21 protein-coding genes and 1 pseudogene are annotated in these 25,021 nt (G+C 47.3%); 15 read left to right on the top strand and 7 right to left on the bottom strand.

Translation table 11 applies throughout. The annotated features are described in order from the left end of the window. Positions 1-877 precede the first annotated feature (877 nt). Positions 878-1,072, top strand: coding sequence for a hypothetical protein (locus Q0101_RS06850; protein ID WP_297943593.1), 195 nt, complete (start codon positions 878-880; stop codon positions 1,070-1,072). Between the two features lie 64 nt (positions 1,073-1,136). Here the strand turns inward: Q0101_RS06850 and Q0101_RS06845 are convergent, their stop codons facing one another. From Q0101_RS06845 to Q0101_RS06820, 6 genes are read right to left on the bottom strand one after another with little or no spacing between them, the layout of a single operon-like run. Continuing rightward, positions 1,137-1,934, bottom strand: coding sequence for a YgcG family protein (locus Q0101_RS06845; RefSeq protein WP_297943591.1), 798 nt, complete (start codon positions 1,932-1,934; stop codon positions 1,137-1,139). Beyond that, positions 1,931-2,524, bottom strand: coding sequence for a hypothetical protein (locus tag Q0101_RS06840; RefSeq protein WP_297943588.1), 594 nt, complete (start codon positions 2,522-2,524; stop codon positions 1,931-1,933). Before Q0101_RS06840 ends, Q0101_RS06845 begins: the two co-directional genes overlap by 4 nt. Before the next feature lie 15 nt (positions 2,525-2,539). Further along, complete coding sequence (locus Q0101_RS06835; protein ID WP_297943585.1) at positions 2,540-3,253, bottom strand: LemA family protein; 714 nt, start codon at positions 3,251-3,253, stop codon at positions 2,540-2,542. Continuing rightward, positions 3,250-4,263 carry an alanine racemase gene (locus Q0101_RS06830; protein ID WP_297943582.1) on the bottom strand — a complete coding sequence of 338 codons (1,014 nt, stop codon included), beginning with the start codon at positions 4,261-4,263 and terminating at the stop codon, positions 3,250-3,252. Before Q0101_RS06830 ends, Q0101_RS06835 begins: the two co-directional genes overlap by 4 nt. Then, on the bottom strand, positions 4,256-4,501 hold the full coding sequence (cmeU, locus tag Q0101_RS06825; protein ID WP_297880638.1) for a CmeU family protein: 246 nt from the start codon (positions 4,499-4,501) through the stop codon (positions 4,256-4,258). The genes Q0101_RS06830 and cmeU overlap by 8 nt, the downstream gene beginning before the upstream one ends. Then, positions 4,498-5,868: a phosphomannomutase/phosphoglucomutase gene (locus Q0101_RS06820; protein ID WP_297943579.1), complete on the bottom strand. Its 1,371-nt coding sequence runs from the start codon at positions 5,866-5,868 to the stop codon at positions 4,498-4,500. Before Q0101_RS06820 ends, cmeU begins: the two co-directional genes overlap by 4 nt. Positions 5,869-5,966: 98 nt before the next feature. Between Q0101_RS06820 and Q0101_RS06815 the strand changes: the two genes are divergently transcribed. The 14 genes and pseudogenes from Q0101_RS06815 (at position 5,967) to Q0101_RS06750 (ending at position 24,128) form a co-directional block, all read left to right on the top strand. Beyond that, positions 5,967-6,458 (top strand): CreA family protein, encoded by a 492-nt coding sequence (locus tag Q0101_RS06815; RefSeq protein WP_297943576.1) that lies wholly within the window; start codon positions 5,967-5,969, stop codon positions 6,456-6,458. Between the two features lie 309 nt (positions 6,459-6,767). Beyond that, complete coding sequence (gene ccsA, locus Q0101_RS06810; RefSeq protein WP_297943573.1) at positions 6,768-10,190, top strand: cytochrome c biogenesis protein CcsA; 3,423 nt, start codon at positions 6,768-6,770, stop codon at positions 10,188-10,190. A 603-nt stretch (positions 10,191-10,793) separates the two neighbouring features. Further along, a complete protein-coding gene (gene petA / locus Q0101_RS06805) occupies positions 10,794-11,300 on the top strand; it encodes a ubiquinol-cytochrome c reductase iron-sulfur subunit (protein WP_177387024.1) in 507 nt (168 codons plus the stop codon). Between the two features lie 9 nt (positions 11,301-11,309). After that, complete coding sequence (locus Q0101_RS06800) at positions 11,310-12,569, top strand: cytochrome bc complex cytochrome b subunit (protein WP_297943570.1); 1,260 nt, start codon at positions 11,310-11,312, stop codon at positions 12,567-12,569. Positions 12,570-12,571: 2 nt separating this feature from the next. Further along, complete coding sequence (locus Q0101_RS06795) at positions 12,572-13,675, top strand: c-type cytochrome (RefSeq protein ID WP_297943567.1); 1,104 nt, start codon at positions 12,572-12,574, stop codon at positions 13,673-13,675. Positions 13,676-13,894: 219 nt separating this feature from the next. Continuing rightward, the gene (locus Q0101_RS06790; protein WP_297943564.1) at positions 13,895-15,826 is read left to right on the top strand and encodes an FTR1 family protein; all 1,932 of its coding nucleotides are present in this window, start codon (positions 13,895-13,897) and stop codon (positions 15,824-15,826) included. Positions 15,827-15,840: 14 nt separating this feature from the next. Then, positions 15,841-16,362 (top strand): iron transporter, encoded by a 522-nt coding sequence (locus tag Q0101_RS06785; RefSeq protein WP_005869331.1) that lies wholly within the window; start codon positions 15,841-15,843, stop codon positions 16,360-16,362. A 384-nt stretch (positions 16,363-16,746) separates the two neighbouring features. Next, positions 16,747-18,165 (top strand): Fe-S-containing protein, encoded by a 1,419-nt coding sequence (locus Q0101_RS06780; RefSeq protein ID WP_297943561.1) that lies wholly within the window; start codon positions 16,747-16,749, stop codon positions 18,163-18,165. Further along, on the top strand, positions 18,165-19,409 hold the full coding sequence (locus tag Q0101_RS06775) for an ABC transporter permease (RefSeq protein ID WP_297943558.1): 1,245 nt from the start codon (positions 18,165-18,167) through the stop codon (positions 19,407-19,409). Before Q0101_RS06780 ends, Q0101_RS06775 begins: the two co-directional genes overlap by 1 nt. After that, entirely contained in the window at positions 19,396-20,529 is a 1,134-nt protein-coding gene (locus Q0101_RS06770; protein ID WP_297943555.1) for an FtsX-like permease family protein, read from the top strand. The genes Q0101_RS06775 and Q0101_RS06770 overlap by 14 nt, the downstream gene beginning before the upstream one ends. A 1-nt stretch (position 20,530) precedes the next feature. Next, positions 20,531-21,169 (top strand): annotated as a pseudogene (locus Q0101_RS06765) (ABC transporter ATP-binding protein); the annotation flags it as partial. Positions 21,170-21,613: 444 nt separating this feature from the next. Then, the gene (locus Q0101_RS06760) at positions 21,614-21,820 is read left to right on the top strand and encodes a hypothetical protein (RefSeq protein ID WP_297943551.1); all 207 of its coding nucleotides are present in this window, start codon (positions 21,614-21,616) and stop codon (positions 21,818-21,820) included. Beyond that, complete coding sequence (locus Q0101_RS06755; RefSeq protein ID WP_297943548.1) at positions 21,817-22,311, top strand: TlpA disulfide reductase family protein; 495 nt, start codon at positions 21,817-21,819, stop codon at positions 22,309-22,311. Before Q0101_RS06760 ends, Q0101_RS06755 begins: the two co-directional genes overlap by 4 nt. Positions 22,312-22,541: 230 nt before the next feature. Then, positions 22,542-24,128, top strand: coding sequence for a subtype B tannase (locus Q0101_RS06750; RefSeq protein WP_297943545.1), 1,587 nt, complete (start codon positions 22,542-22,544; stop codon positions 24,126-24,128). A 650-nt stretch (positions 24,129-24,778) separates the two neighbouring features. On the opposite strand, the gene Q0101_RS06745 is transcribed toward Q0101_RS06750, so the two are convergent. After that, a complete protein-coding gene (locus tag Q0101_RS06745) occupies positions 24,779-24,946 on the bottom strand; it encodes a hypothetical protein (protein ID WP_297943542.1) in 168 nt (55 codons plus the stop codon). Positions 24,947-25,021 lie beyond the last annotated feature (75 nt).

Raw genomic sequence — 25,021 nt, 5'->3', positions numbered from 1 at the left:
CTACTATAAAATCGCCAAGAAATAGCGGCGGAATTGCGAGGTAGAATTTCGTTTCGTAATTTAATGGCAAAATTTTATCGAGATTTCGCAGGTGGAATTTTCGTCCAAATTTTTAATAGGTGAAATTTTACGTAAATAACTCGTGATGACGTGATGAAATAATAGGGCGCGTAATTTGGATTTAAAATTCTCCAAAAAATAAATTTAATTGGCGAAAATTCTAATGGCAAAAATTCCGATATCGAAAATTCGGGTGTGCAGAATTCCGGTGCGTAAAATTTAGCTCACATGATGAAAAATGAAGCTACGTTAAAATTTAAAAATTTCACCGCCCGCCCGCGCTTTTTTTGGGTTCGCACAAAGCTCGCGCGAACGGGAGCGGCTCTTTGTTGCGCACGTCCCGCCGAAGCTGTTTGTCTCGAAAGATCAAGCGCCGTCGCAAAACCGAGCGGAGTGGGTAAAAATTTAAAAAATCAAAATTTTAAAAACCAAAACGCTACGAGTACAAATTGCGAGGCAAATCGTTACATAGACTTTAGCGCGAATTACGACACGGATCGCAACATACGCCTTAAACATATTGTTGCAGCACATGCCAAAGCATAAACTTTAACGCAGATCGAGACTTAAATTTAAATATATGCCACGATATAAATTCTAGTGCGGATTATGACATAAATCTCGTCAAGGGTCACGGCATAAACCAAAGTATGACTTACTACGACATACGCCCTAGTGCAGATCGCGACATAATTTCTAACGCAGATTATGATATAAACTCCAATAGGAATCGCGCCGTGAATTTTAAAATTTCAAACGCAAATTTAAAAACGAATTTAGCAGTTTTAAAAGCAGATTTAAGGACGGATTTTAAATTATGAAATTTTTAAATTTAAAAGTTGCTGCCGCCGTGTTCGCGCTGCTACTTGCAGGCTGCGACGGATGGAAGCACCATCTAAGCAGCGACGGCGCCTCGCTCGCCTCCAAGTTCGACCCCTCCGAGCGCACACTAAAGATTGAGGGCAACGACAAGCCGCTCATGTTGTTTTTTTATACCAGCAGCCGAATTTAGAAATTCTGAAATTTTAAAATTTATACAAAATTCTACGATTTGGAATTTTGATAAAATTCCGTAACTACCAGCTTCCGCTAGCACCGCCTCCGCCGAAGCTTCCGCCGCCCCCACTGAAACCGCCTCCGCTAAAACCGCCACTTCCTTTAAATTCGCCAAAATCTCCGGATGAGCCGCCTCTCATGCGCGATGAGCGCGCAATTTCGCTTATGATGTCTGCACTCGAGATTATATCCTCGTCGCTTCTTCTGAGGCGCGTCACGCGGCGGCTCAGTATCGCAAAAAGCAAGACTGCAAAAAGCACCATGAAGATCGCAAAGTCCTTGTTGCTCGGATCCTGCTGCGCGTTGGCGTTAAGGGGATCAAATTTTATATCGCCGCCTTCGATCGTGCTGATGATCGCCGAAATCCCGCTAATGACGCCACTTTCATAATCTCCCTGCCTAAAATAGGGTAGAATTTTATTGTTGATGATACGCTTTGCGCGCATATCAGTTAGCACGCCCTCTAGCCCGTATCCGACCTCGATACGCACTTTATGCTCGTGCGGAGCGACGAGCAGCAGTACGCCGTTGTCGCGCCCTTTTTGCCCGATACCAAGAGCGCGCGCCTGCTCTACGCCGATTTCCTCGATAGAGTAGTCTCCGAGCGATTTTAGGCTTACGAGCATGATCTGGTTTGTGGAATTTTTATCGAAAGTCGTTAAAATTTCATTCAGACTCTCTCGCGCGGCTGGGCGTAAAATGCCAGCCTCATCAATTACGGCGGTGCCGTTTGGATGGGCTAGATACTCGCTAGGTGCGGCGACGCTTATTACAAATAGCGCCATTATGGCAAAAGCAAATCTCCAAGCCACTCTCATTGCAGCTCCACCAAGGTCTCTTCTATATCGTTATTTTCGCTATCTTTAGGCACTCGCATGGCTAGCTCGCACAGCGCGTCCATCGCCTTTAAAACAGCAGGCTCAAGACCTTGCGTGCCGGGGTTAAATTCTGTCGTGATACGTTCAAACTCAACCTTAGAGATAAACTCCGCCGCTTGCGCGCCGCAGATGATATGAGCGCAGCGCTCGCGGACGCAGACGCAAAACATTATCGCTTCTTTTACGCTGCCGTAGCGCTCGTAAAATTTTTGCATCGCAAACTCGCCCGAGAGCCGAAGTCTGCGAGATTTAGGCGTGATTATAGTTAAAAGCGTGGGGCATTTAGCTAGCAGAGCTTTAATCGCAATAAAGCTAAGCGCTACGATCTGCAGTAGCTCAGCTTTACTTATTTGCGGCACGAAGCACATAACGATGCCGATCGCAAACGCCGTCACTGCCGCCGCGCTATAGCTAGCTTCGCAGTCCTCGCTTGCTTCGCGCGCGACCACGCAGACGATCTGCGCACCGCTTGCGGCTTCGGCTTTCGTGATTAGCTCGTGGATTTTTTGCTTGCACTGCTCGCTTAGCATTTGCCGCCTTTAGCGTTATTTAAACGAGACGCTAGGGGCTTTTTGGCTTGAGCTATCAGCGCTAAAGCTAGGTTTGGCGCCGCCTAGTCCTACGATGCGCGCGATGATATTTGTAGGGAAGGTTCTAATTAGTTTGTTGTATTCCTGCACCGAGGCGATGTAATCCTTGCGCGCTACGGCGATACGGTTTTCCGTGCCTTCGAGCTGATTTTGCAGCTCGGCGAAATTTTGATTTGCCTTAAGATCCGGGTAGCGCTCGACTACCAGCATTAAGCGCGATAGGGCCGAGCTAAGCTCACCTTGGGCGCCGTTAAATTTCGCAAACGCTTCCGGATCTTGCGCTAAACTTTCTGCATTGATATTGACAGCGGTTGCCTTAGCGCGGGCATTTATAACGCCTTCTAAGGTATCTTTTTCATGGCTAGCGTAGCCCTTGACGGTTTCTACGAAATTTGGAATCAAATCGGCGCGGCGCTGATATTGGTTTTGTACCTGGCTCCACGCGGCCTTAACTTCTTCATCTTTGCTTATGAGTTTATTGTAAACGGGCACTGCAAATATCGCAAACGCAATCGCCGCAATCACTAAGACGATTAGAGCTTTGATTAAGATATGAAGCCCTCCTTTTTGGTGCGGATACTCTCCTCCGCCAAAGCTCTCGCCTCGCGCAGATAAGCCTTTATCGTCGTAACCTATACGCTCGTTATTTTCTCCTTGCAGCTCTTTCATTGAAATCTCCTTGGGATGTTGGAATTTAATTTGACTAAAATTTCATATTCGATCGTGCCAAAGTGTTTTGCCCAGGTTCGCGCGTCATTCAGCACGCAGATGCGCTCGCCGCCGAATTCCGCGCAGAAGCTATCCATCGACATTTTTCCGAGCATTCTTTGCCCGCTTGCAAGCGCTAGCTCGTCCTCGCCGTCGTAGCGAAATAGCCCGTCGGCATAGCCTAAATCGTAGGTGCCGATCCTCATATCGCGCGGCGCTTCAAATTTCGCGCCGTAGCCCACGCGCTCGCCTTTCTTTAACACGCGCGAGCTGATCAGATCGGCATAGAGCTTTAGCACGGGGCGTAAATTTAGGCTCTCGTCAAATTGCGGATAGCCGAACTGCGCCATGCCTACGCGCACGTATTCGTCCTCAAAACCCGCACTTCGCTCGATAGCTGCAGAATTGCTCGAATGAAATTTTAAATTTTCAAAGCCCGCGGCGGCGGCTTTTTGCCTCGCAAGGCGCTTAAATTCTATAAAATTTTGCCTCTGCGCGAAAAAATCTCCACTTAGCTCGTCGCTTGCGCGAAAGTGTGTGAAAAAGCCACGAAGCTTAAATCCGCCCGCCTTGCATAGCTTAAGCGCCTCATCTAACTCGCTCGCACCGATGCCGTTTCTGTGCATAGCAGTATCTGCAGCGATATAAATTTTAAGCCCTCGTTTAAGACGCGAGAAGTAGCTCAGATCATTTACCGCGTAGCAAAACCGCTCGTCCTCGTCCCCGCGCGGAATGTGCGAAAGCACTAAAATTTCATCAAATAAATCCGCTATCTGCGCAGCTTCCGCAGCACTTCGCGTTACGGCGCGTACGAAGCCTAGCTTTGCCGCTTCCTCGCAGCAAATCCTGCAGCCATGACCGTATGAATTATCCTTGGCTACTAAAAATACTCGCTCTGCTCCACCTACTTTGGCGGCGATTTGCGCTAGATTGTGCGCATAAGCGGCGCGATCTAAGATAATTTCAGACATCGAAATTTAGCCCATAAGTGCGGTATAAATATGGCAGTAGCTTGCGCGCAGCGTAGTCGTAGCCGTAGAATTTCGCATAAACTTCCTTCAGGCTCGCCGCGCCTGCGCGCTCGAAATCAAACACGTCGGTACCCGCGATTTTTGGCACGCGCTCATCTAAGAATTTAAAAAATTCTGCTCTCGCAGCCAAAAGCTCTTTTATATTTTTTTCAACCTCTTGCTTTTCAGATTCGTTCATCTCTGATCCTTTAAATTTTCTAGTTTACCTAAAAATACGCGCTGCATTTCGTCGCGAAACTCAGGGCTGCTGGCCTCGAAGCGGGTTACGATCACGGGCGTGGTGTTGCTTGCCCGTACGAGTGCCCAGCCGTTATCAAACCGCACTCTGATGCCGTCGATCTCGATAATATCGCGGATGGGCGGTAACTCCGCAATACCTGCGTGGATTTGAGCTTTAAGAGCCTCGATAATCTTAAATTTCGCCTCCTCGCTCGTATTAAATTTAATCTCGTCGGTGCTAAAAACCCGCGGTAGCTTGTCTAGTTCGGCGTCTAAATCATATCCTTTAGCTACGAGCTCAAGCACGCGCATCATCGCATATACGCCGTCATCAAAGCCGAAATATCGCTCCTTAAAATAGATATGCCCGCTAACCTCCGCGGCAAGGTCGATGCCTAGCTCCTTCATCGCCTTTTTGATATTGCTGTGGCCGGTCTTGCCCATGAAGCTTTTGCCGATCTTATCGATGGTATCGTACATCGCCTGCGAGCATTTGACTTCGCCTAGGATGCGCGGATGGTGCATATTTAAGGCAAGCAGGCAGGCTAGCTCGTCGCCTTTGATATTGCGGCGCGGAGTTAGCACGGCGATCCTATCGGCGTCTCCGTCAAAGCCGAAGCCCAAGCTCACGCCATCTTGCTTCATCGCAGCTTTGAGATCTGCTAAATTTTTCTCTTCGCTGGGGTCTGGGTGGTGGTTTGGAAAGTTGCCGTCTGGCTGCGGGAATAAAACTTTAGCGTTTAGCTCTAGCCTTTCGACGATTTTAGTAGCGGTAACGCCTGCCGCGCCGTTTGCGCAGTCAATGATAAAAGGCGCGGCAAAGCCCTTAAGAGCCGCAAATTCCTTCTCAAAATATGCTAGATACTCGCTTAAAATGTCGTACCTCTGGGTGCTTGTATCGGTTGGAATTTCAAAATTTGAACCGATCAGCTCCTGCACCTGCGCACCCAGACGTTTCAAATCCGAGCCAAAGAAGCTATCCGTGCCGATCGTTATTTTAAAGCCGTTGTAATTTTTGGGATTGTGCGAGCCGGTAATCATTACGTTTGCGTCAAATTTATGCGTAAATACGCTAAAATAGCCCACCGGCGTCGGCAGCAAGCCGATATTATAAACCCGCAACCCGGCGAAATTTAGCCCGCTTACGAAATAGCCAAAAAGCTCATCCGCGCTAAGACGGGCATCGTATCCTACGCTAACTCGCTCAAGCCCGAGATTTGCGATATGTTTGCCAAGCGCGAAGCCGATCGCCTTTACGCTGCGCTCGTTTAGCTCCTCGCCCACGATACCGCGAATATCGTATTCTCTAAAGATATCTTCGATCATAAAATTCCTTTAAATTTAAATCGCGGTATTTTATAAAAACTTGCTTAATATTTATATTATAAATGATAAAATCGCCGCTAAAATTCCAAAGGATGGTTATGAAAAAATTTATTCTAGTAGCGATTTTAGCGGCTTTTGCTTGCGCGGGCGATTACGAGCTCGTAGGTAGCGTAAATACTTCGTTTAGAATTTTTGGCAAAGACGATCGCATCGAAGTCATCGCGGTTAAAGATCCTAAGGTTGATGGAGTGACCTGCTACGTCTCTTATGCCAAAAAAGGCGGCGCCAAAGAGATCATCGGCGTGGAGGAGGACCGCTCCGAAGCCTCTGTGTCGTGCGTGCAGACAGCGCCTAAAATCATCATTAAAGAGGAGCTGAAAAAAGAGGATATTTTTGAAAAACGCAGCTCGTTGATCTTCAAAAAGACCCATGTAGTTAGGCTTTACGACGCGGTGCAGGGCTCGCTAATCTATTTGGTTTATTCAGACAAAGTGATCGATGGCTCGCCTAATAACTCGATCTCAGCGATCCCGTGCCACCAAGCCGTGGGCGACGTGTGCGAGCTCGCATATACCCAAGGCAAAAAATAATAATAAGGAATTCCGCAAAGATAAAATTTTATCGTAGCGGAATTCTAAATTAGAAATTACGCTATGAGATGGCGCATGAAATTTACATAGAATTTTGCCAAATTCTGCAGCATTTTACAAAATTTATCCGCGCCGTTAAATTCCTAAGCGAATGCCTAAGAAGAGAATTTGATCGCTTTGCCAGAGCATCTTAATGCATATTTGAGCTACGCTAGTAGGCGTGCGCTTGCAAGTCGTAAAATGAAAAATTAAGCAATTTTTGCTAAAATCTCGCGATTTTGAAAACCCTCGTAAATCTAAAGGAAATCAATGAAGACATTTTTTAGTATGGAGTGCGCGTCAGTGATGCTACTTATTTTGGCGCTAGCCTGTGCAATCGCTACTTTTGTAGAGACCGCTTACGGCACGGAAGTAGCTTGGGCGATGGTTTATTCTACTGCGTGGTTTGGCGCGCTGATGGTGTTTTTGGGAATAAATTTAACCTACAATATTTATCGCTACCGCATGATTAAGCTTCGCACGCTGCCCGCGCTAATCTTTCACGCAAGCTTTTTGTTTATGCTTGCTGGAGCGATTTTGACGAGATATTTCGGCTTTGAGGGCAATATCCATATAAGAGAGGGCGGCGAGAGCTCGATCGTAACGACTAAAGACGAGGTCGTTCAGCTTCTTACTTTAGGCAGTGACGGCGAGTTTATATCTGCTGACGAGAGCAAATTTTTAAACGGCGCAGGACGGATGAACTTCGATCTCAATCTAGACGTAGAGGGCAGGATCGCAAATTTAAAATTTAAAGAGCTAATAGAACACGGCGAGCTAAAATGGGTGCAAGATCCGACCGGACAGGCTCCTGCGCGCGTGGAGCTATTATTTTCAAACAATGTCGGCAGCCAAAATGTCTCCTTGCAATCAGGCGAAAGCATGGATATAGGCGAGCTTAGTATTACTTTTAATGCAGAGCCTAAAAGTAAGAATTTCATCTATATAAAATCCAAAGACGGCAAATTCTATCTAAACTCAAGTCTTGATATAAACGCCACTAAAATGGCTGATATGAGCACTGCGCCGCTTAAGAAAAACGAGGATAATCCGCTAGGCAATCTCTTGCTTTACAGCTTCGATGGGATAAATTTTGCCCCTGTTAGCCTGCTTAGCTCAGCGGTCGAGAAATTCGTCCCGGTCGATGCGAATTTACCGGGTGAGCCCGGCGTAGTAGCTACGCTAAGCTTTGCAGGGCAGAGTCGCGAAATCTACGTGCCTAGGGATTCGCATGGTGCTAGCTACAAGGTGGGTGATAAGAATTTCATCGTAGCCTTGGCGCCAAAGATGCTTCATTTGCCTTTTAAAATCGCGCTTCGCGACTTTGTGATGGATCGCTATCCAGGCACCAATTCGCCCTCCGGATATAAAAGCGAAATCACGTTAAAAGACGGCAATACGAGCTTTGATTATGATATTTTTATGAATCACGTGCTCGATTACGGCGGATACCGATTTTTCCAAAGTTCATACGACACGGATGAGCGTGGTACCGTGCTTTCGGTCAATAAAGACCCCGGCAAAGTTCCAACTTACATCGGCTATTTTTTGCTTTGCGTAGGGATGTTTTTTAACTTTTTTAATCGGGGCTCGCGCTTTTTCAAGCTCTCGCGCTTAATCAGCGAAAATACGCATCTTGCTCGAGAAAAAGATGTAAATTCTAAAAATTCCGCGTCTAGCTCGGTGCCCGTAAGCTCCGCAGAAAGCTCTGCATCAAAACGCGCCAAAAAATCGCGACGCGGTACTAAAGGCGCAGCATTGGCATTAGTAGGCGCGTTGGCTTTGAGTTTGGCTGCATTGTATCCTAGCGCAGCAAATGCCGAACAAAACTCTACGATTCAAAATTCTACTTCGCAAAGTTCCGCCTCAAATACAGCTACAGAAAATCCAGCGTCGCAAAGCCCGGCTAGCGTGCAAAATTCTACTTCGCAAAATTCCGCGCAAAATTCCGCCGCCGAAAATTCCAAGCAGAGCTCCGCTTCGCAAGAATCTGCAGCGGAACAAGACTCCATCCCACCGCATAATTTTTCTACTATGGGAGGCGAGCTAGCCGTGCCGAAATTTGATCCTAAATTTAGTGAGGATTTAGCAAGCCTCGTAATTCAGGGATTTGATGGGCGAATGGAGCCTTTTGATACCGTTTCTAGGGAGCTTTTAAATAAAATTTACCGCGCCGACGACTACAAGGCGCCAAATGGCGAAATTTTAAACCACAACGCCGCTGCGCTTTCGTTTATGCTAAATCAAAGCTACTGGAGGCGTGCGCCGATTATCAAGGTTAGCGAGCCGGAGCTTAAAAAAATTCTAGGTATGGATGAGAAGCAAAGCCACGCCAGTATGATGGATTTTTTTGAATTTAAAGGCGGCGAGAGCTACTACAAGCTCGATAAAATGGTCGAGGAGATCAACCGCAAGCCTTTGGGCAATCGCGGTGTGCTAGATAAAGAGATCATCAAGGTAAATGAGCGCGTAAACGTCTTTTACTCGGCGTTTATGGGGGATTATTTTAGAATTATTCCGGTTAAGAACGCTAAAAATAACGAGTGGCTTTCGCCGCTATATCTAGGCGATGCACTGGATCAAAACGAATCTGCTGAAGTTAAAAAGATGATGGGAATATTCGTTTCGTCCGTGGTCTATGCCCAAGAAAGCGGGGATTGGAGTGGCGCGGAAAAGATGCTGCAATATCTTAAAAAATACCAAGCACAAAACGGCGCAAACCTAATGCCTAGCGAAAGCGCAATAAAATATGAAATTTTATTTAATAAGGCTAAAATTTTTTCTCGCCTCTTTCCGATCTACACCATCTCGGGATTTTTGCTTCTGATCTTTATCTTTTTGCGGATGATGAAGCCCGCTCTTCGCTTAGACGGCGCGTTTAAGCTAGTTTACGTCGTAAATATCGTCGCTTTTATCGCGCATACCGCGGGTCTTGCGCTGCGCGGCTACGTCTCGGGGCACGCGCCGTGGAGTAACTCCTACGAATCGCTCATATACATCGCGTGGGCGCTGTCGCTAAGCGGCATTTTTTTCTCGCGCAAATCCGCTATTTCGCTGGCGCTAACATCAATAATGGCGGGCATAACGCTGATGGTGGCGCATCTTAGTGACATCGATCCGCAAATCACCAATCTCCAGCCGGTTCTAAAATCGCACTGGCTTACGATCCACGTCTCGGTAATCACCGCGAGCTACGGATTTTTGGGGCTTTGCATGCTGCTTGGAATTTTTACCCTCGTGATGTTTTTATTCGATAAGAAAAACCCGGAGATCGCTCGCAATATCGCAGAAGCCACGCATATCAACGAAATGTCGATGATCCTAGGTCTTTGCCTGCTGACGGTGGGCAACTTCCTAGGCGGCGTGTGGGCGAACGAAAGCTGGGGGCGCTACTGGGGCTGGGATCCGAAGGAGACCTGGGCGCTCATTACGATTTTCATCTACGCGGTGGTAGTGCATTTTAGGTTTATGCCTAAGCTCAATAATCAGTTCGCCTTTGCCATAGCCTCGATGTTTGCGTATTTTAGCGTCATAATGACCTATTTTGGTGTAAATTTCTACCTAAGCGGAATGCACTCATATGCTAGCGGCGAGCGCATTCCGGTGCCTGGCTGGGCGTACGTGATGGTCGCTTCGATGGTAGCTCTTGCGATCGTGGCGTATTTTCGCTCGGGCAAATCGGCTAGACTTTAGATAGGTGGGGCCCAAATTTCAGAATAATAATTTTGAAATTTCGCCCTGATTTCGTAGCTTGCTGAAGCTTTAAGGATTTATGAAATTTATCTTTAAATTTTGGCTAGGCTTTAGGATCCCGTAGAATTTTATAGAATTTTATGGCTCACGATTGCGCTAAATTTTGAAATTTTGCATCGCGACAGAATTTTTTGATGCTTGAAATTTTAAGACGTCGTAAAATTTTAATGATTTGGAATTTGCACCGCTATGGGATTTTAATGTTTTAAATTTTACTTCTAGTGGAATTTTTTCATACGACGGAAGTGCGACGTAATTTAGAATTTTAAAATTTCAGCTAGCGCGCTAGTGCAAAATTCGCCCCGCCACTACCATAGCCGAGCAGTGAAATTTTAAAATTTTAAATTCCGCGCCATGATAGAATATAATAGAATTTGAATTTATAAAATTTTAAACTGCGAAAACGTCGCCAGGCATTAAAATTATCTTAAAATATAATTTAGCTTGCAAGGTTAAGCTAAATTTCTGCTTATAATCATATTGATTTAATCTTTATTTGGCTAAAATTGACGCTTGTCAATTTCTTAATTTGAAAGGATAAAGATGTCTGATCTAAAACAGGATAGACGAGGCTTTATCGGGCTTACTTTCGGCGCGGTTGCCGCTGTGGGTGGCGTTTTCGCACTCGTGGGGATGAAGAAATCGTGGGATCCACTTCCTAGCGTGCGCGCCGCTGGCGTCACTACGGTAGATTTAAGTCCGATCAAAGAGGGCGAGCTTTATCAAACGCAGTGGCGCAAAAAGCCGATTTTCGTGCTTAAAAAGACCGCCGATATGCCTAAAAACGATGCCCGTGATGTCGTCGTAGGAGATGCTAGATATACGCTTTGCATCGGCCTTTGCACCCATTTAGGCTGTATTCCTAGCTACAAGCCATCGACGCAACAATTCATCTGTGCATGTCATGGTGGGATTTTCGATGCTAACGGCGTAAACGTATTCGGTCCGCCGCCGCGTCCTATGGATATACCGCCCTTTAAAATCGACGGAACGAAACTCGTTTTAGGCGAAGAGGGCCCCGAATACCAAGCCCTAAAGCAGAAAGCATAGGAGGCGCAGATGGCACATATAAGAAAAGCTACGGGAGTTTGGGATTGGTTCGACCAAAGGCTCGCCGTAACGAAATTTTTCAAGGTGATGGTAAGCGAGTATTGGATTCCTAAAAATATCAGCTTCCTTTGGGCGATGGGCGTTATTTTGATGACGCTATTTATAGTTTTGTTCGTTAGTGGACTAATGCTCGTGATGTATTATAAGCCGGATGTAAATCTTGCATTTGATAGCGTAAATTTTACGATTATGAAAGAGGTCGAATACGGCTGGCTATGGCGACATATCCACGCGGTATCGGCATCAGTCGTATTTTTGATCTTATACATTCATACTTTAGTAGCTATTTATTACCGCTCGTATAAGCAAGGGCGAGAGATGATTTGGGTAAGCGGAATGCTGCTTTTCATCATCTTTTCGGCGGAGGCTTTCAGCGGATATATGCTTCCTTGGGGGCAGATGAGCTACTGGGCAGCGATGGTTATTACTAATCTTTTTGGAGGAATTCCAGTAGTTGGCGATGCAATAGTCGAATGGATTCGCGGCGATTATGCTGTTAGTGATCCGACGCTGACGCGATTTTTTATGCTTCACGTCTGTTTGCTGCCTATTGTGGTGGTTGCGGTGCTGGCGGTGCATTTTTATTCGCTTAGATTTCCGCATGTAAATAACCTAGACGGCGAGGAGATTGACTTTGAGCTCGAGGGTGAGAAGTATTTGGAAGGAAAAACTAGCGAAAGCAAGGTAATTCCATTTTGGCCAGGCTTTTTGGCGAAGGATTTTTTCTACGTCAGTATCTTTATGATATTTTTCTTTTATCTGGTCGGCTTTCACTTCGATTTTGCGATGGATCCGATAAATTTCGAGCCTGCAAACAGCCTCAAAACCCCAACGCATATCTATCCGGAGTGGTACTTCCTCTGGGAGTATGAAATTCTGCGCGGATTTTACTTTGACGTAGGGCCGCTTAAGGCCGCCGACATCGGGCTTATCGCCTTTGCATTTGCCGGAGTTTCGCTGTTTTTTATCCCGTTATTTGATCGCAGCAGCGTAGTAGCGCCTGCGCACAAAAACAAAGCGTTTTTCATTTGGTTTTGGGTTTTGGTAATCGACATGATTCTGCTTAGCCTTTTCGGCAAGCTTCCCGCAGACGGCATGGAGCTTGGTATTGAAAATAAATACTGGGGCTTTGCCTTATCGATCATCTATATCGGATTGCTTGTCGTAGTGCTTCCGCTAATTACAATTGCAGAAAGAAAGAGGGTCTAGCCATGAAAGAGATAAGAACCCTAATCTTAGTGCTTTTTTGTGTGGGAATTTTATACTGGTTTATCGAGCCTTATGCTCATACTAAGCTTAGTCCGCACACCGATCCGGTAAATTATGACTTTGCAGCAGGCGATACGGCTTTAGCCGCGCATAACGTAGCCGCAGCAGAAAGCGCTTTGGCCGCAGCAGAAAAGGGCGGAGATGAGACGATGATAAAAAATTCTAAAAAAGCCCTTGCCAGCGCGAAAGAGCAACAAGACAAAACCGTGCTTTTTTGGGATGAGATAAATAAAATAGATCTTAGCAAAGGCGATGCCGTGCGCGGCGCCGAGACCTTTACAAATGCAGGCTGCACCGCATGTCATGGAGTAAAAAGTGCAAATATCCCCGCTCCTATGGACGCGGCAAGCGCTAGTGCCGCATACGGCGTCAATCCTCCGGATCTTAGTAGCGCAGGCTATCTATACACCGATAAATTCTTAGCTGCACTCATCAAAGATCCGATCATGGCTCTTAAGCTAGATCAGAAATTTGGCGATGAAAAGCCTTTTCCGATGCCCGGGTTTTTCGGTGCAGGCGGTGATCTAAATCAAGAGATCGCTGATATCGTAGCCTATCTAAAATCGCTCACTCCTAGCGAGGATAAGCTAATCGCCTCTGAGGCTGCTGCTAGCGGCATCAAGCAAGGCACCGAACTAAATGAAGCGCAGAAAAAATTCCTTTTAAGCAAGGCGGTTTTTGAGGATGCTTGTCTAAGATGCCACGACGTCAAATATGATAAGCTCTTTGCATCCAGCGATAAGGCTAGCTTGGCTGCGTATATGGGCTCGACGCCTCCTGATCTTTCGATGATGATCCGTTCCAAGGGCGCCAACTATCTACACGAGTTTATCAATGATACGCAAAAGAAGCTTCCAGGCACTTCGATGCCGCGCGTAGGCTTGAACGAAAACGCTGAAGCCAAGGTCGTGGAGTATCTGGCTGACGTAGGCGACAGCAAAAAAGCTGAGCGTGAAGCTACAACCATAAATATTATGATCTATTTCTTGATCCTTTCTGTTTTTGCAGGTCTTTGGAAAAGCAAAATTTGGTCGAAACTTCATTAAAATTTTAGCAGTCGGAGTAAAATCCGACTGCCATTTAAAATTCCGCCATATCCTAAATTCTATTAAATTCCATCTATCAAAAAGCTCTTGCAATTGAGAATTTAGCCGCTTTCGTGCTTTATGATAACCGCTTTTTTTATTACTTTTTAAGATTTTTCTACATATAATTGCTACTTAATTTTGAAATTTAATGTATAAATTTAACTTAAGAAGGTTCAGATGAAATTTTTTAAATTTGCGATTTTGGCTCTTATTTTTCCATTTTGCATGTTGCTGGCGCAGACCGATTATCGCGCCGAAGCGGCGGCGATTAAAGAAAAATTTGCCCAGGCGGTTAAATTTTATGTAGACGGCAATAACTCGGAGGCCAGAAAGATAACCCAAGAGGCGTATTTCGGGCATTTTGAAAATTTAGAAGCCGGCATTCGCATAAATTTAAGTCAGAAAAAATCCTACGATATGGAGAAGCAATTCGGTGATATCCGTAAAGCGATCAAAGCTGAAAAGCCTCTAAATGAGATCCAAGCAATGATCGATAATCTAAATCGCGAGATTGACGAGGTTCTGCCTGTGATTGAATCTGGTCATCGTCTCGTAGCCGAGTATCAAGACGGAGGCGATGGCAGCACTTCTGCGCCAGCCTCAGGCGGGAATTCCGCAGCATCCGGTACAACTTCGCCGTGGATGAGCGTCTATACGGAATTTAAGACTGAGCTGGATAACGCTAAAGCTGCGTTTGATAAGAAAGACACTGCTGCGCTAAAAGCTGCGCTAAATCGCGCTAAATTTGATATCTACCGCAACGAACACCTAGAAGAGGCGGTACGAAAATATGTCTCATCTCAGACCGATCAATCAATCCAGCAGATCATCGGAAATCTATTACGCGAGGATGCGGATACGGACAAATCAAAATTTGACGAAGCGATAAACGCCCTAGATAATCTAGCATTAAAAGCCGTAAATGATTTGCCGCAAGAAAGCTACTCCATAGCACCGCAGACTGCGTTAGCACAAAGCGATACTAGCGAGGATGAGGGCAAGGATTTTACGCCGATTGTGCAAAATATCAAAGACAAAATGGCTAAGGTTTTGCAGCTCTACGAGAGTGGCAAGGTTGATGATGCGATCGACGAAAGCGGCAATATCTACTTTGATGAATACGAAGAGAGCGGTATGGAAAATATCGTCGGTGCTAAAAATACTCAGCTTAAGCTAGATACAGAAGCAAGTTTTAATAAAATTTCGGCTCTTATGCGCGCGGGCGCTTCCAAAGAGCAGATCGTAGCGGCGCAAAATAAGCTATTTGATCAGCTTACCCAAAGTATAGAGCTAACGAAGAAATCAAGCAACTGGGATCTATTCTTATACGCGTTTATCATTATCTTGCGTGAAGGATTTGAAGCGCTCATCATCGTAGCCGCAGTCATCGCCCTACTTATAAAATCCGGCAACTCAAAGCACCTAAATATCGTTTACAGCGCTCTTGGCGTCGCGGTTGTGCTAAGTATCGCTACGGCTTACGGGCTGAATTATATCTTCGGTAGTGAAAATGCAGGACAAACGCGCGAAGTGATGGAGGGCGCGGTGATGTTAATCGCCGTAGTTCTGCTATTTTACGTGGGCTTTTGGCTTCTTTCAAATGCAAGCTCCAAAAAGTGGAGCGCCTATATCCAAGGTCAAATTTCAAACAGCCTAAGCTCGGGCGATAGCAAGATGCTTTGGTGGACGGTGTTTTTAGCGGTTTATCGCGAGGGCGCAGAGACGGTACTATTTTATCTGGCACTACTTTTCGATGCCAAAAGTCCGGCAGCTACCAGCATGGTAGCAGCAGGCTTCGTAGCGGGTCTGGCGGCTCTTATCATAGTTTATATCGTCATCAAAGAATTCTCGCTTAAAATCGCTATCAAGCCATTTTTCATCGCTACGTCAGTCATTATCTTTTATATGTCCGTCGTATTTGTGGGTAAGGGCGTGATGGAGCTAGTCGAGGGCAAGGTATTCGTGCCTACGGTGATAGACGGGCTTCCTACGATTACGTGGATCGGATTTTATCCTTATGTCCAGAGCCTAGTGCCGCAAGCGGTGATGATCGTGCTTCTAATCGCAGGAATTTTGATCTTAAAAAATAAGCAAAAAAACAAATCTTAATAAGGAGAGAAAAGATGAAAAAGATTTTTTCAGGTATGTTGGCGCTAAGCTTAGCCTCTGTTATAGCAATGGCAGGAGAGCATCCGATCGGCGAGCCGATTGAGCAAAATGGAATGGAGATCGCTGCTGTGTATCTTCAGCCTATCGATATGGAGCCTAAAGGCATCGATCTAGCTCCTAGCAAGGCGGACATCCACCTTGAGGCGGATATCCACGCTATCAAAGGCAACGCAAACGGATTTGGCGAGGGCGAGTGGATCCCTTACCTAAAGATCGCTTACGTGCTTAAAAACCTAGACACAGGTAAGATTCAAAAGGGAAATTTCATGCCGATGGTAGCTAGCGACGGCCCTCACTACGGTGCTAATATCAAGATGGTAAACGGTGTAGGCAACTACGAGCTAACCTATAACATCGAAAATCCAAGCGCCAACGGATTTGGCCGCCACGCAGACAAAGCGACCGGCGTAGGCAAATGGTGGGAGCCGTTCTCGGTTAAATACACCTTCCAATACACAGGCGCTCCTAAAGAGTAATCATAGATGGCTCCGCCGAGTCCGTTTTGGCGGAGCTCTAGCGGTATTGGGTTTAGCCGCACGCTTTAAATTTAAGGCAGTTACTTTAGCCCGTTTAAATTTGCCATTACGCCGCAGCCAAAGCGCATCGTTTTTGCTTTAATGCGTTTAAGCTTACGAATCTTTTAGTTGCGGCAAAATTTTAAAATTTAGCACGTCGCGAGGGTGAGACAAAACCAAAGCAATAGCGAGGCGAAATTTCTCTTTGCGGGCGGCTCTATTGCTGCGAACTTTTTGCGGGCTGATTTGAAATTTTAAAATTTACAAAATGGCGTAGGTTTTAAAATTTTAAAATTTAAGCAATTATAGGCGATTTACGCGCATTAGGCTCGATGAGGATTTTTAATGACGATATTTTTTTATCACGTTAGCTTGGCTCTGTTTCCGCTCGCGTTTTTAAGCGCGTATCTGGGCGGCAGGCGCTTTATCAGCGCATCGTTTTTGCCCGCGCTTTTGGGGGCTACATTTGGGGCGCTGTGCTTTAGCGCATTTGCGCGCTCGGCAAACGCTGATGCAGGCAAGATCGTATTTGATGCGCTCGCACTTTTAGCGCTGCTGGCGCTGCTGTTTGCGCTTAAGCTTAAGCGCTTCTATCTTACCGCTATAGTTATTTTTGCTCTTGGCTGCGCGTATGGATTTGAATACCGCTTCATAGGGATGAATTTTAAAATTTTCTCCGGCGAGCTGCTTGACAGCTTCAGCCTAACCAACCTCTTTATGGCTGTTTTAGGTGCGCTGGCGCTCATTTTATTCTATTTTATTTATCGCTCAGCTCTAGCGCGCGCGAGCAGAGGCGCAAAGCTAGCGTCATTCGCTCTTGCATGGGCGTTTGCCTTTATTGCTAAAATCGGCTTTTTGGGTCTTGATCTGCGCCAGGCAGACGCGCCCAAAGCTCTAGCCGCGAAGGGTTTTGAAGGGCTTTCAAACGCGATCGGCTCATCCGAGTTTCTAAGCGTCATCGCTAAAATCATCCACTACAACAACTCCTATCTGACGCTAGCTCTTTGCCTTATAGCTACGCTAATTGCGCTACTTACGGCATTTCGTGCGCCAAGTCGAGTGCCTCGCGAAGCGGACATTATAAAATTTAGAGAGGTTAAAGCGGGCAGATTCGCCATTTTTAGAGATTTTAACCTGATCTTATCGCTTGGGATTTTAATCAGCTTTTTGGGGCTTTATTATATCTTGGTCGCCTCAAAACCGCCTACGATCGATGAGCCTAAGATCATCGAGCCGCAAGGTGCGGAATTCATAATTGATGCAAACATCGTAAAGGACGGCAAACTGCACCGCTTTGCCTACGTCACCGACGACGGGCACAAGGTCAGGTTTTTTCTACTAAACCGCTTCACGGACAAATTTGCCCCGGTCGCGGTTTTTGACGCGTGCTCGATCTGCGGCGATATGGGCTACATTAAAAAAGGCGACGAGCTCATCTGCATCGCTTGCAACGTGCGTATATTTTTGCCGAGCGTCGGCAAGCTGGGCGGCTGCAATCCGATCCCGCTGGATTATAAGCTAGAGGGGCAAAATATCGTCATTGCGCTTAAGACGATCGAAGATGGCGCGTCCTATTTCTCGGAGATCGTGGATAAAAAGGTGATCGATCCGGTCAGTAGAAAAGAAATTTTAAACACTTCTAAATTTAGCTATCTTTACTACGGACGCACCTACTTTTTTGAAAGCGAAGCGAATGCAAACGCCTTCACCGCGCACCCCGAGCGATATGTAGATGAAAACGGCACGCTAAAGGAGCTTAAATAATGTTTTTACGCATAATCAAATCCTCCATTTTAAACTCCAGGGATAGCAAAATTTTAGCGTTTTTGACCATATTTTTATCGGTCTCGCTGATCGCTTGCATGCTAAATATCACGCTAAAAATCGGCGATGAGGTCGCTAAGGAGCTGCGCAGCTACGGATCTAATATCGTCGTGCTACCGCGCTCGCAAAGCCTAAGTATCGAGATCGGTGGGCGCGAATATTCTCCGCTTAAAAACGATGATTTCTTAAAAGAGAGTGAGCTGCATAAGATCAAAGAAATTTTTTGGCGCAACAATATCACCGCCTTTGCGCCCTTTTTAACTACACACGTGGGAAATTACGACGTTGTGGGAACCTACTTTGAAAAGGACGTGGGCGTTAGCGACGAGCCTGATTTCAGATCGGGCGTGCGCTCGCTCTATCCGTTTTGGAGCGTAGAGGGGCAGTGGGTAAAGGACGGCGCCGAGAATGAGGTGCTTGCAGGCGACGGCCTTGGGCTTAAGATCGGCGATACGGTTAAGCTTGGAGATTATGAGGTTAAAGTCGTTGGGATTTTGCACGGCGCGGAGGATGAAGCCAAAAAGCTGATAGCAAATTTATCGCTAGTGCAAAAGCTAACGCACAAAGAGGGTCTCATCGCCAAGGCAGAAGTTAGCGCCATGACGATCCCCGAAGACGATCTGTCCGTAAAGGCAAGAAGAAGCCTCGATAACCTAGACGCCACAGAATACGACACCTGGTATTGCTCAGCATACGTTAGCTCCATCGCATATCAGATCACCGAGGAGTATCCAAACGCAAGCGCTAAGGCGGTGCTTAGCGTCAGCGAAGCTCAAAGCGGCATTACGAAAAAAATTCAAAATTTAATGGGTGTCGTAAGCATCCTATCGCTGCTGATTTCAAGCATCTGCATCACGAGCCTACTAAGCAGCGAAATTTACAAGCGCAAAAAGGAGATCGGCTTGCTTAAGGCGCTGGGAGCGAGCAACTTTATGATCTATATCCAGTTCGCCGCCGAAATTTTCGTTATCTGCGTAGTAAGCTCACTTGTGGGCGCAGTCGTGGGTTACGTGCTTAGCTGGGCGATCGCGTATCAAATTTTTGGCTCCTTTATCGGCGTGTCGCTGATGGTCTTTCCGCTTAGCATCGTCTTTGGACTTCTTATTTGCATTATCGGCTCGATTCTACCGCTACGCGGAGTGATCAAGCTACTGCCTGCGGAGGTGCTTTATGGTAGGAAATAACGGAGCGTTTTTTAGAGGCGCGATCTTTAAAAGTATCATCAACAGCGGCATCCGCAGCTTCGTGATTTTCGTCGCGATCATGCTAGGCAGCGCGGTTTGCGCCGCGTTCGTAAATATCTACGCCGACATCGATAAAAAGGTCGCCAGCGAGCTAAACAGCTACGGCGCAAATTTAATCGTAAGCCCTGCGAATTTAGAAAACTCCCATATGGACGAAGCGGCGCTCGATGCGAAGTTCGCTAAAATCCCCGCACTGAAAAGCGCGAATAAATACCTTTTCGGCAGCGCAAATTTAGGCGTCAATTCAGGCATCATCATGGGAGTAAATTTCTCCTCTCTGCGCGATACTATGCCGTTTTTGGATCTTAAAGAGGGCTCGTTTATCGGCGTGGATTTCGACGATAAAAACGCGCTCATCGGGCAGGATCTCGCCAAACTTTTGGGCGCGAAGCTCGGCGACAGTATCGAGATCACGCCGATCGGCTCAAACGAAACGAGCAAGGTAAAGATAAAAGGCATCGTCTATGACGGGCAGAAAGAGGACGGTATGCTGCTAATATCGCTGCCGCTGGCGCAAAAAATTTTAAATCAGCCTGCGCAGGTAAATTACGCCGAAGCGATCGTAAGCGGCGATTTTAAGCAGCTTAGCGAAATTTCAAAAAATCTAAGCGATGCGCAGATGAGCTTCGCGCCGATCGGCAAGGTATCCAAGACCCAGGGCATTATCTTAAACAAAATCAAGCTTTTGATGCTTCTTATCGGCATTACGATCCTTCTGATCACCTCGGTCTGCATCAACACGAGCCTTAGCTCGATCCTGCTTTCGCGCATCAAAGAGTTCGCGCTCATCCGCGCAATCGGCGCGAGCAAACAAAATTTGCTCCACCTGATCCTGAGCGAAATTTTAACCGTCTGCGTCGCAGGCTCGCTAGCAGGGGTCTTCGTGGGATACCTGCTAGCGATCTTGCTCGGGCATCTGATATTTTCAAGCAGCGTGGATTTTAGGCTGATTAGCCTCTTTGCGGCGGTCGCGCTGAGCCTGATTTTTGCGCTCGCGGCAAGCTACTATCCGATCAAAAAGGCGCTGAATCCAAATTTAGCGAATCTATTAAGGGAATGACATGGAAATTTTAAAATTTGAAGGCATCTGCAAATACTTCGGCGAGGTCAAGGCTCTCGATAATATCAGCTTCGACGTTTTAAGCGGCGAGTGGGTCAGCATAATGGGCCCAAGCGGCAGCGGCAAGAGCACGCTCGTAAATATCCTAAGCCTGATGGACACCCCCACTGCGGGCAGATATATCCTAGGCGGAGCCGACGCGAGCGCGCTAAACGACGAGCAAATTTTAGAATTTCGCCGCAAAAAGATCGGCCTCGTGTTTCAGCAGTTTCACCTAATCCCCTACCTAACGGCCGTCGAAAACGTCATGCTAAATCAATACTACCACAGCTGCGTGGACGAGGACAGCGCCAAGGCGGCACTTGATAAAGTAGGGCTCGAGCACCGCATCACGCACCGCCCTAGCGAGCTTAGCGGCGGCGAGCAGCAGCGTGTCTGCATCGCGCGCGCACTCATCAATGACCCCGACATCATCATCGCGGATGAGCCTACGGGCAACCTCGACGAAGCCAACGAGCGCGTGGTTTTGCAGCTCTTTCAGACGCTTCGCAGCGAGGGCAAGACGCTGCTTTTGGTCACGCACAACGAAGAGCTCGGTAAATTTGCCGACAAAGTGGTGCGCCTAAGACACGGGAAACTCGATCGAATAGAACTTTTGGATCAAAGCACGATGAAGCACAATCTCGGCTCGCAAGATAAAATTTCAGATCGCGATTTAAGCCAAAGCGCTTCGCAAAGCTCTAACGCCGAAAATTTAAAAGCGAAGAACGGCGATAAAAATTCGAGCACGAGTGAGAAAAATTCCGCTTCGCAAAATTTAGGTGGCGAAGATCAGAGTGCCGAAAATTCTAACGGCGAAAATCAAGGTGCCAAAAATTCTAGCGCGCAAAATGATGGTGCGTAAAATTTAGCTCGCATGATAAAAAATAAAGCTACGTTAAAATTTAAAAATTTCACCGCCTACGCCGCGCGCTCTTTTTGGATCCGCACAAAGCTCGCGCGAGCAGGCGTGACTCTTTGCTGCGCGCGTCCCGTCGAAGCTATTTGCCTCGAAATATCAAGCGCCGTTGCAAAGCCGAGCGGAGTGAGGAAAAATTTAAAAAGTCTAAATTTAAAAAGTCTAAATTTTAAAAACCGAAACGCTACGGGCACAGATTTCGACGCGGATCGCAACATACGCCTAGGCGCGGATCGCGATATAAATTTCCGTCCAGATCGCGCCGTAAATTTTAAAATTTCAAACGCAAATTTAAAGGCTGATTTAGCGCGCCCGAAGGCGGGTTTTAGATGATAAAATTTTTAAATTTAAAAGTTGCTGCCGCCGTGTTCGCGCTGCTGCTCGCAGGCTGCGACGGATGGAAGCACCATCTAAGCAGCGACGGCGCCTCACTCGCCTCCAAGTTCGACCCCTCCGAGCGCACGCTAAAGATCGAGGGCAACGACAAGCCGTTCGTGCTGTTTTTCTACACTAGCAGCTGCGGTGCGTGCAAAGCCCAAGTACCGGTGCTAAACGAGCTACAAGCTAGCGGCGACGCGCTAGTTATCGGCGTTTTAGGCGACGGTAAAGGCTTAGAAGCCGACGCCGCGGTCGTGCGCGAAAAGGGGATAAAATTCCCAAGTATCAGCGGCGCAAGCTCGGTGAAATACTTTGAAACCATCGTAGGTGGCATTTTCGGCACCCCCACGTCGGTAATCTACGATAAAAACGGCAAAGCGGTCAAAAAGCTCATCGGCCTCTACCCCAAATCCGCCTTCGAAACGCAGCTCAAGCTTATGAATTAACGAGCGGAATTTAATGCAGCCGGATTTACGGCGGCGGATCGCAAATGCCCACTAAAATAACACTTCGAGTTTAAAATTCCTTTCAACTTGCAGATGCCTTTGCGTTTAAATTTCAAAATTTAGGCGCGCAGCGGATTTAAGTATTCGCTGAGTTTTGCTAAAATTAGCTTTGTCACTAAGCTGCTTAAAGGGCTAAAAAGCGGCAATATTAAAATATAAAGGATACTTCAATGAGTAAGAAATCCCTTGCTTTAGGCGCTGCCGCGATACTTTGCGGCGCGCTAAGCCTAAACGCCGAGGCTTCGACGACGCAGAGCGCGCAAATAGATCTGAAATTTAACGCCGCAAATTTCACGCAAGAAAGCGTAACCGTAGGCGGCAAAAAGATAAAATTTCGCGCCTACAAAAATATAATCTACGTCGCAAAACCCGTAAGTACGCACTATCAGAGCATGAACATCTTCATCCCGCAGCAATATTTCGAGGGGCGCAAGAGCGGCAAATTTGACGCCGCGAGCGCGCCGATATTTTTACCAAACGGCGTGGGCGGCTACATGCCGGGCGAAGCGGGCGAGGTCAAAATAGACGAAAGCGGCAAACCAAACGCGATCGCTACGGCGCTTTCGCGCGGTTACGTCGTAGCCGCTCCCGCAGCGCGCGGACGCACGCTAAAGAGCGCAACCGGCGATTATATCGGCAAGGCGCCCGCAGCGATCGTCGATCTAAAGGCAGCCGTGCGGTATCTGAAATTTAACGACGCGGCGATGCCCGGGGACGCGAACAAGATCATCTCAAACGGCACGAGTGCGGGCGGAGCGCTCTCGGCGCTTTTAGGCACGAGCGGGGATGAGGCCGCGTACGAGCCGTATCTGCAGGAGCTGGGCGCTGCGAAGGCGAGCGATAAAATTTACGCGGCGTCGCTATACTGCCCGATCACCAATCTAAAGCACGCGGACGCGGCGTATGAGTGGATGTTCGGCGCGCAGAGCGAATATGAAAAGATGGATTTTAGCGGCTTTGATGCCGCGGGATTTAACGAGCGTGGCGAAAATTCTAGCGGCGGAGATCTAAAAGCAAATTCCAAAAAAGGCGCAAATCAAAGCGCCGCAAAGCCCGCGCGCAAGATGATAAGCGGCAAACTAAGCGCAGCGCAGATTAAAATTTCAGACGAGCTAAAGGCGCAATTCCCCGCCTATATAAACTCGCTAAGCTTGAAGAATGGGGGCGACCGCGCGCTAAGCCTGGATAAAAACGGCGACGGCAGCTTCAAAGATTACATAAACGGGCTCATATCGGCCTCGTTTGCTAATTTTGCGGCGAAAAATCCGCGCGCGAAGGCGCCCCTATACCTCGCTGCAAAGATCAAGGACGACGCGTCGCAATCGCATATGCTCTTTTGGGGCTACGCGACCTCCGAGCCGCGCGCCAAGACCCCGCCCGCATTCGACGGCTTCGCGCTTGAAAATCCCGAAAACGAGCTGTTCGGCGACGCGAAATTTAACGCGGCGCATTTTACGGATTTTAGCGCGATGAATGACCTCGCCAAAGGGGTGCTAATCGCAGATGCACAGCTCGTGGAGATGATGGATGCGATGAGCTTCGTGCGCAACGAAAACGGCGCGAAGCATTACCGCATCCGACACGGCGCGAGCGATCGCGACACGGCGCTTGCGATCCCTGCGATTTTGGCGCTTAGCTTGCAAAATGCGGGCAAGAACGTCGATTTCGCGGTGCCTTGGGAACAAGGACACGCCGGCGATTACGATCTTGAGGAGCTTTTTGACTGGATCGATAAAGTAGTCGCGCAGGAAATTTAACGGGCGAAATTTTACTTTGGATTTAGAATTTTGCCCGCAGCTCTGCCTAAAATTTTATCGCCCAAAGCTCGCCCTAGCAGATACGCAGGCGTGGCGTAAAATTCCGCTGCGAAATTCTATCGCGTCAAAATTTTAGCGCCTCCGCAAGACGCATAACGATTTGAAATTTTACAGCTAGCACTGGGAAAATTCCATAGAATTTTATCGCGGCGAAACGGCGCGAATTAAATTTTATCGGCTGCGACGATTTATGACGCGGGCCTTTAGCGCGATCTGCACCCAAAATTTCGGCGCAATCAAATTCTGCAGGCTAAATTTAAAAACCGAAGTATGCGATAAAATTTTACGGCGTTTATGGACTTCTGATCGCAGGTATTGAAGCACGCAAGTATCGTGCATGAGCGCGCATTCGGCACGCAGGCGATTAAAATCCGCCAAAATAAACGTAAAAACTCAAAGAAGCACGGTAAGCAGGCTAAATTTAAAGGCGCACATTTCGTGACCCCCCCTATTGATCCAAACCCGCTTTTGCTATCCATTCGGCCTGCTTCAATAATCCATCGGTACTAAAAAGCGCCGTTTAGGGTCTGTATCTTTGCGCCGTGTGTATAAATTTCATAATTTAGCGACGCTTTTGAGCGCAGCTTGGCCTATTTAAAGATCAGCACCCCGCGCAGCAGGATCGCTTCCCAAACCTGGTGCGCCGGTATCTTTGCGGCAGCGGCGCAACTAGGCGCTAAATTTAACGCTAGCCCTCCTTGCACCGCCTCTCTAGCTCGCGTACGGCGGGCGCCGCCTGCGACGACGCCTTCATGCAAGCCGCTTTTCGCTGCGCTGCGCCGCGAAAGAGCTTTTAAAATTTAACGCCCTAGCCTTTTGCGATCTCGTAAAAA

This window comes from uncultured Campylobacter sp., assembly GCF_937921625.1.
Classification (GTDB): Bacteria; Campylobacterota; Campylobacteria; order Campylobacterales; family Campylobacteraceae; genus Campylobacter_B.
The sequence above is the reverse complement of the archived record's forward strand: the minus strand, read 5'-3'. Positions and strand labels throughout refer to the sequence as shown.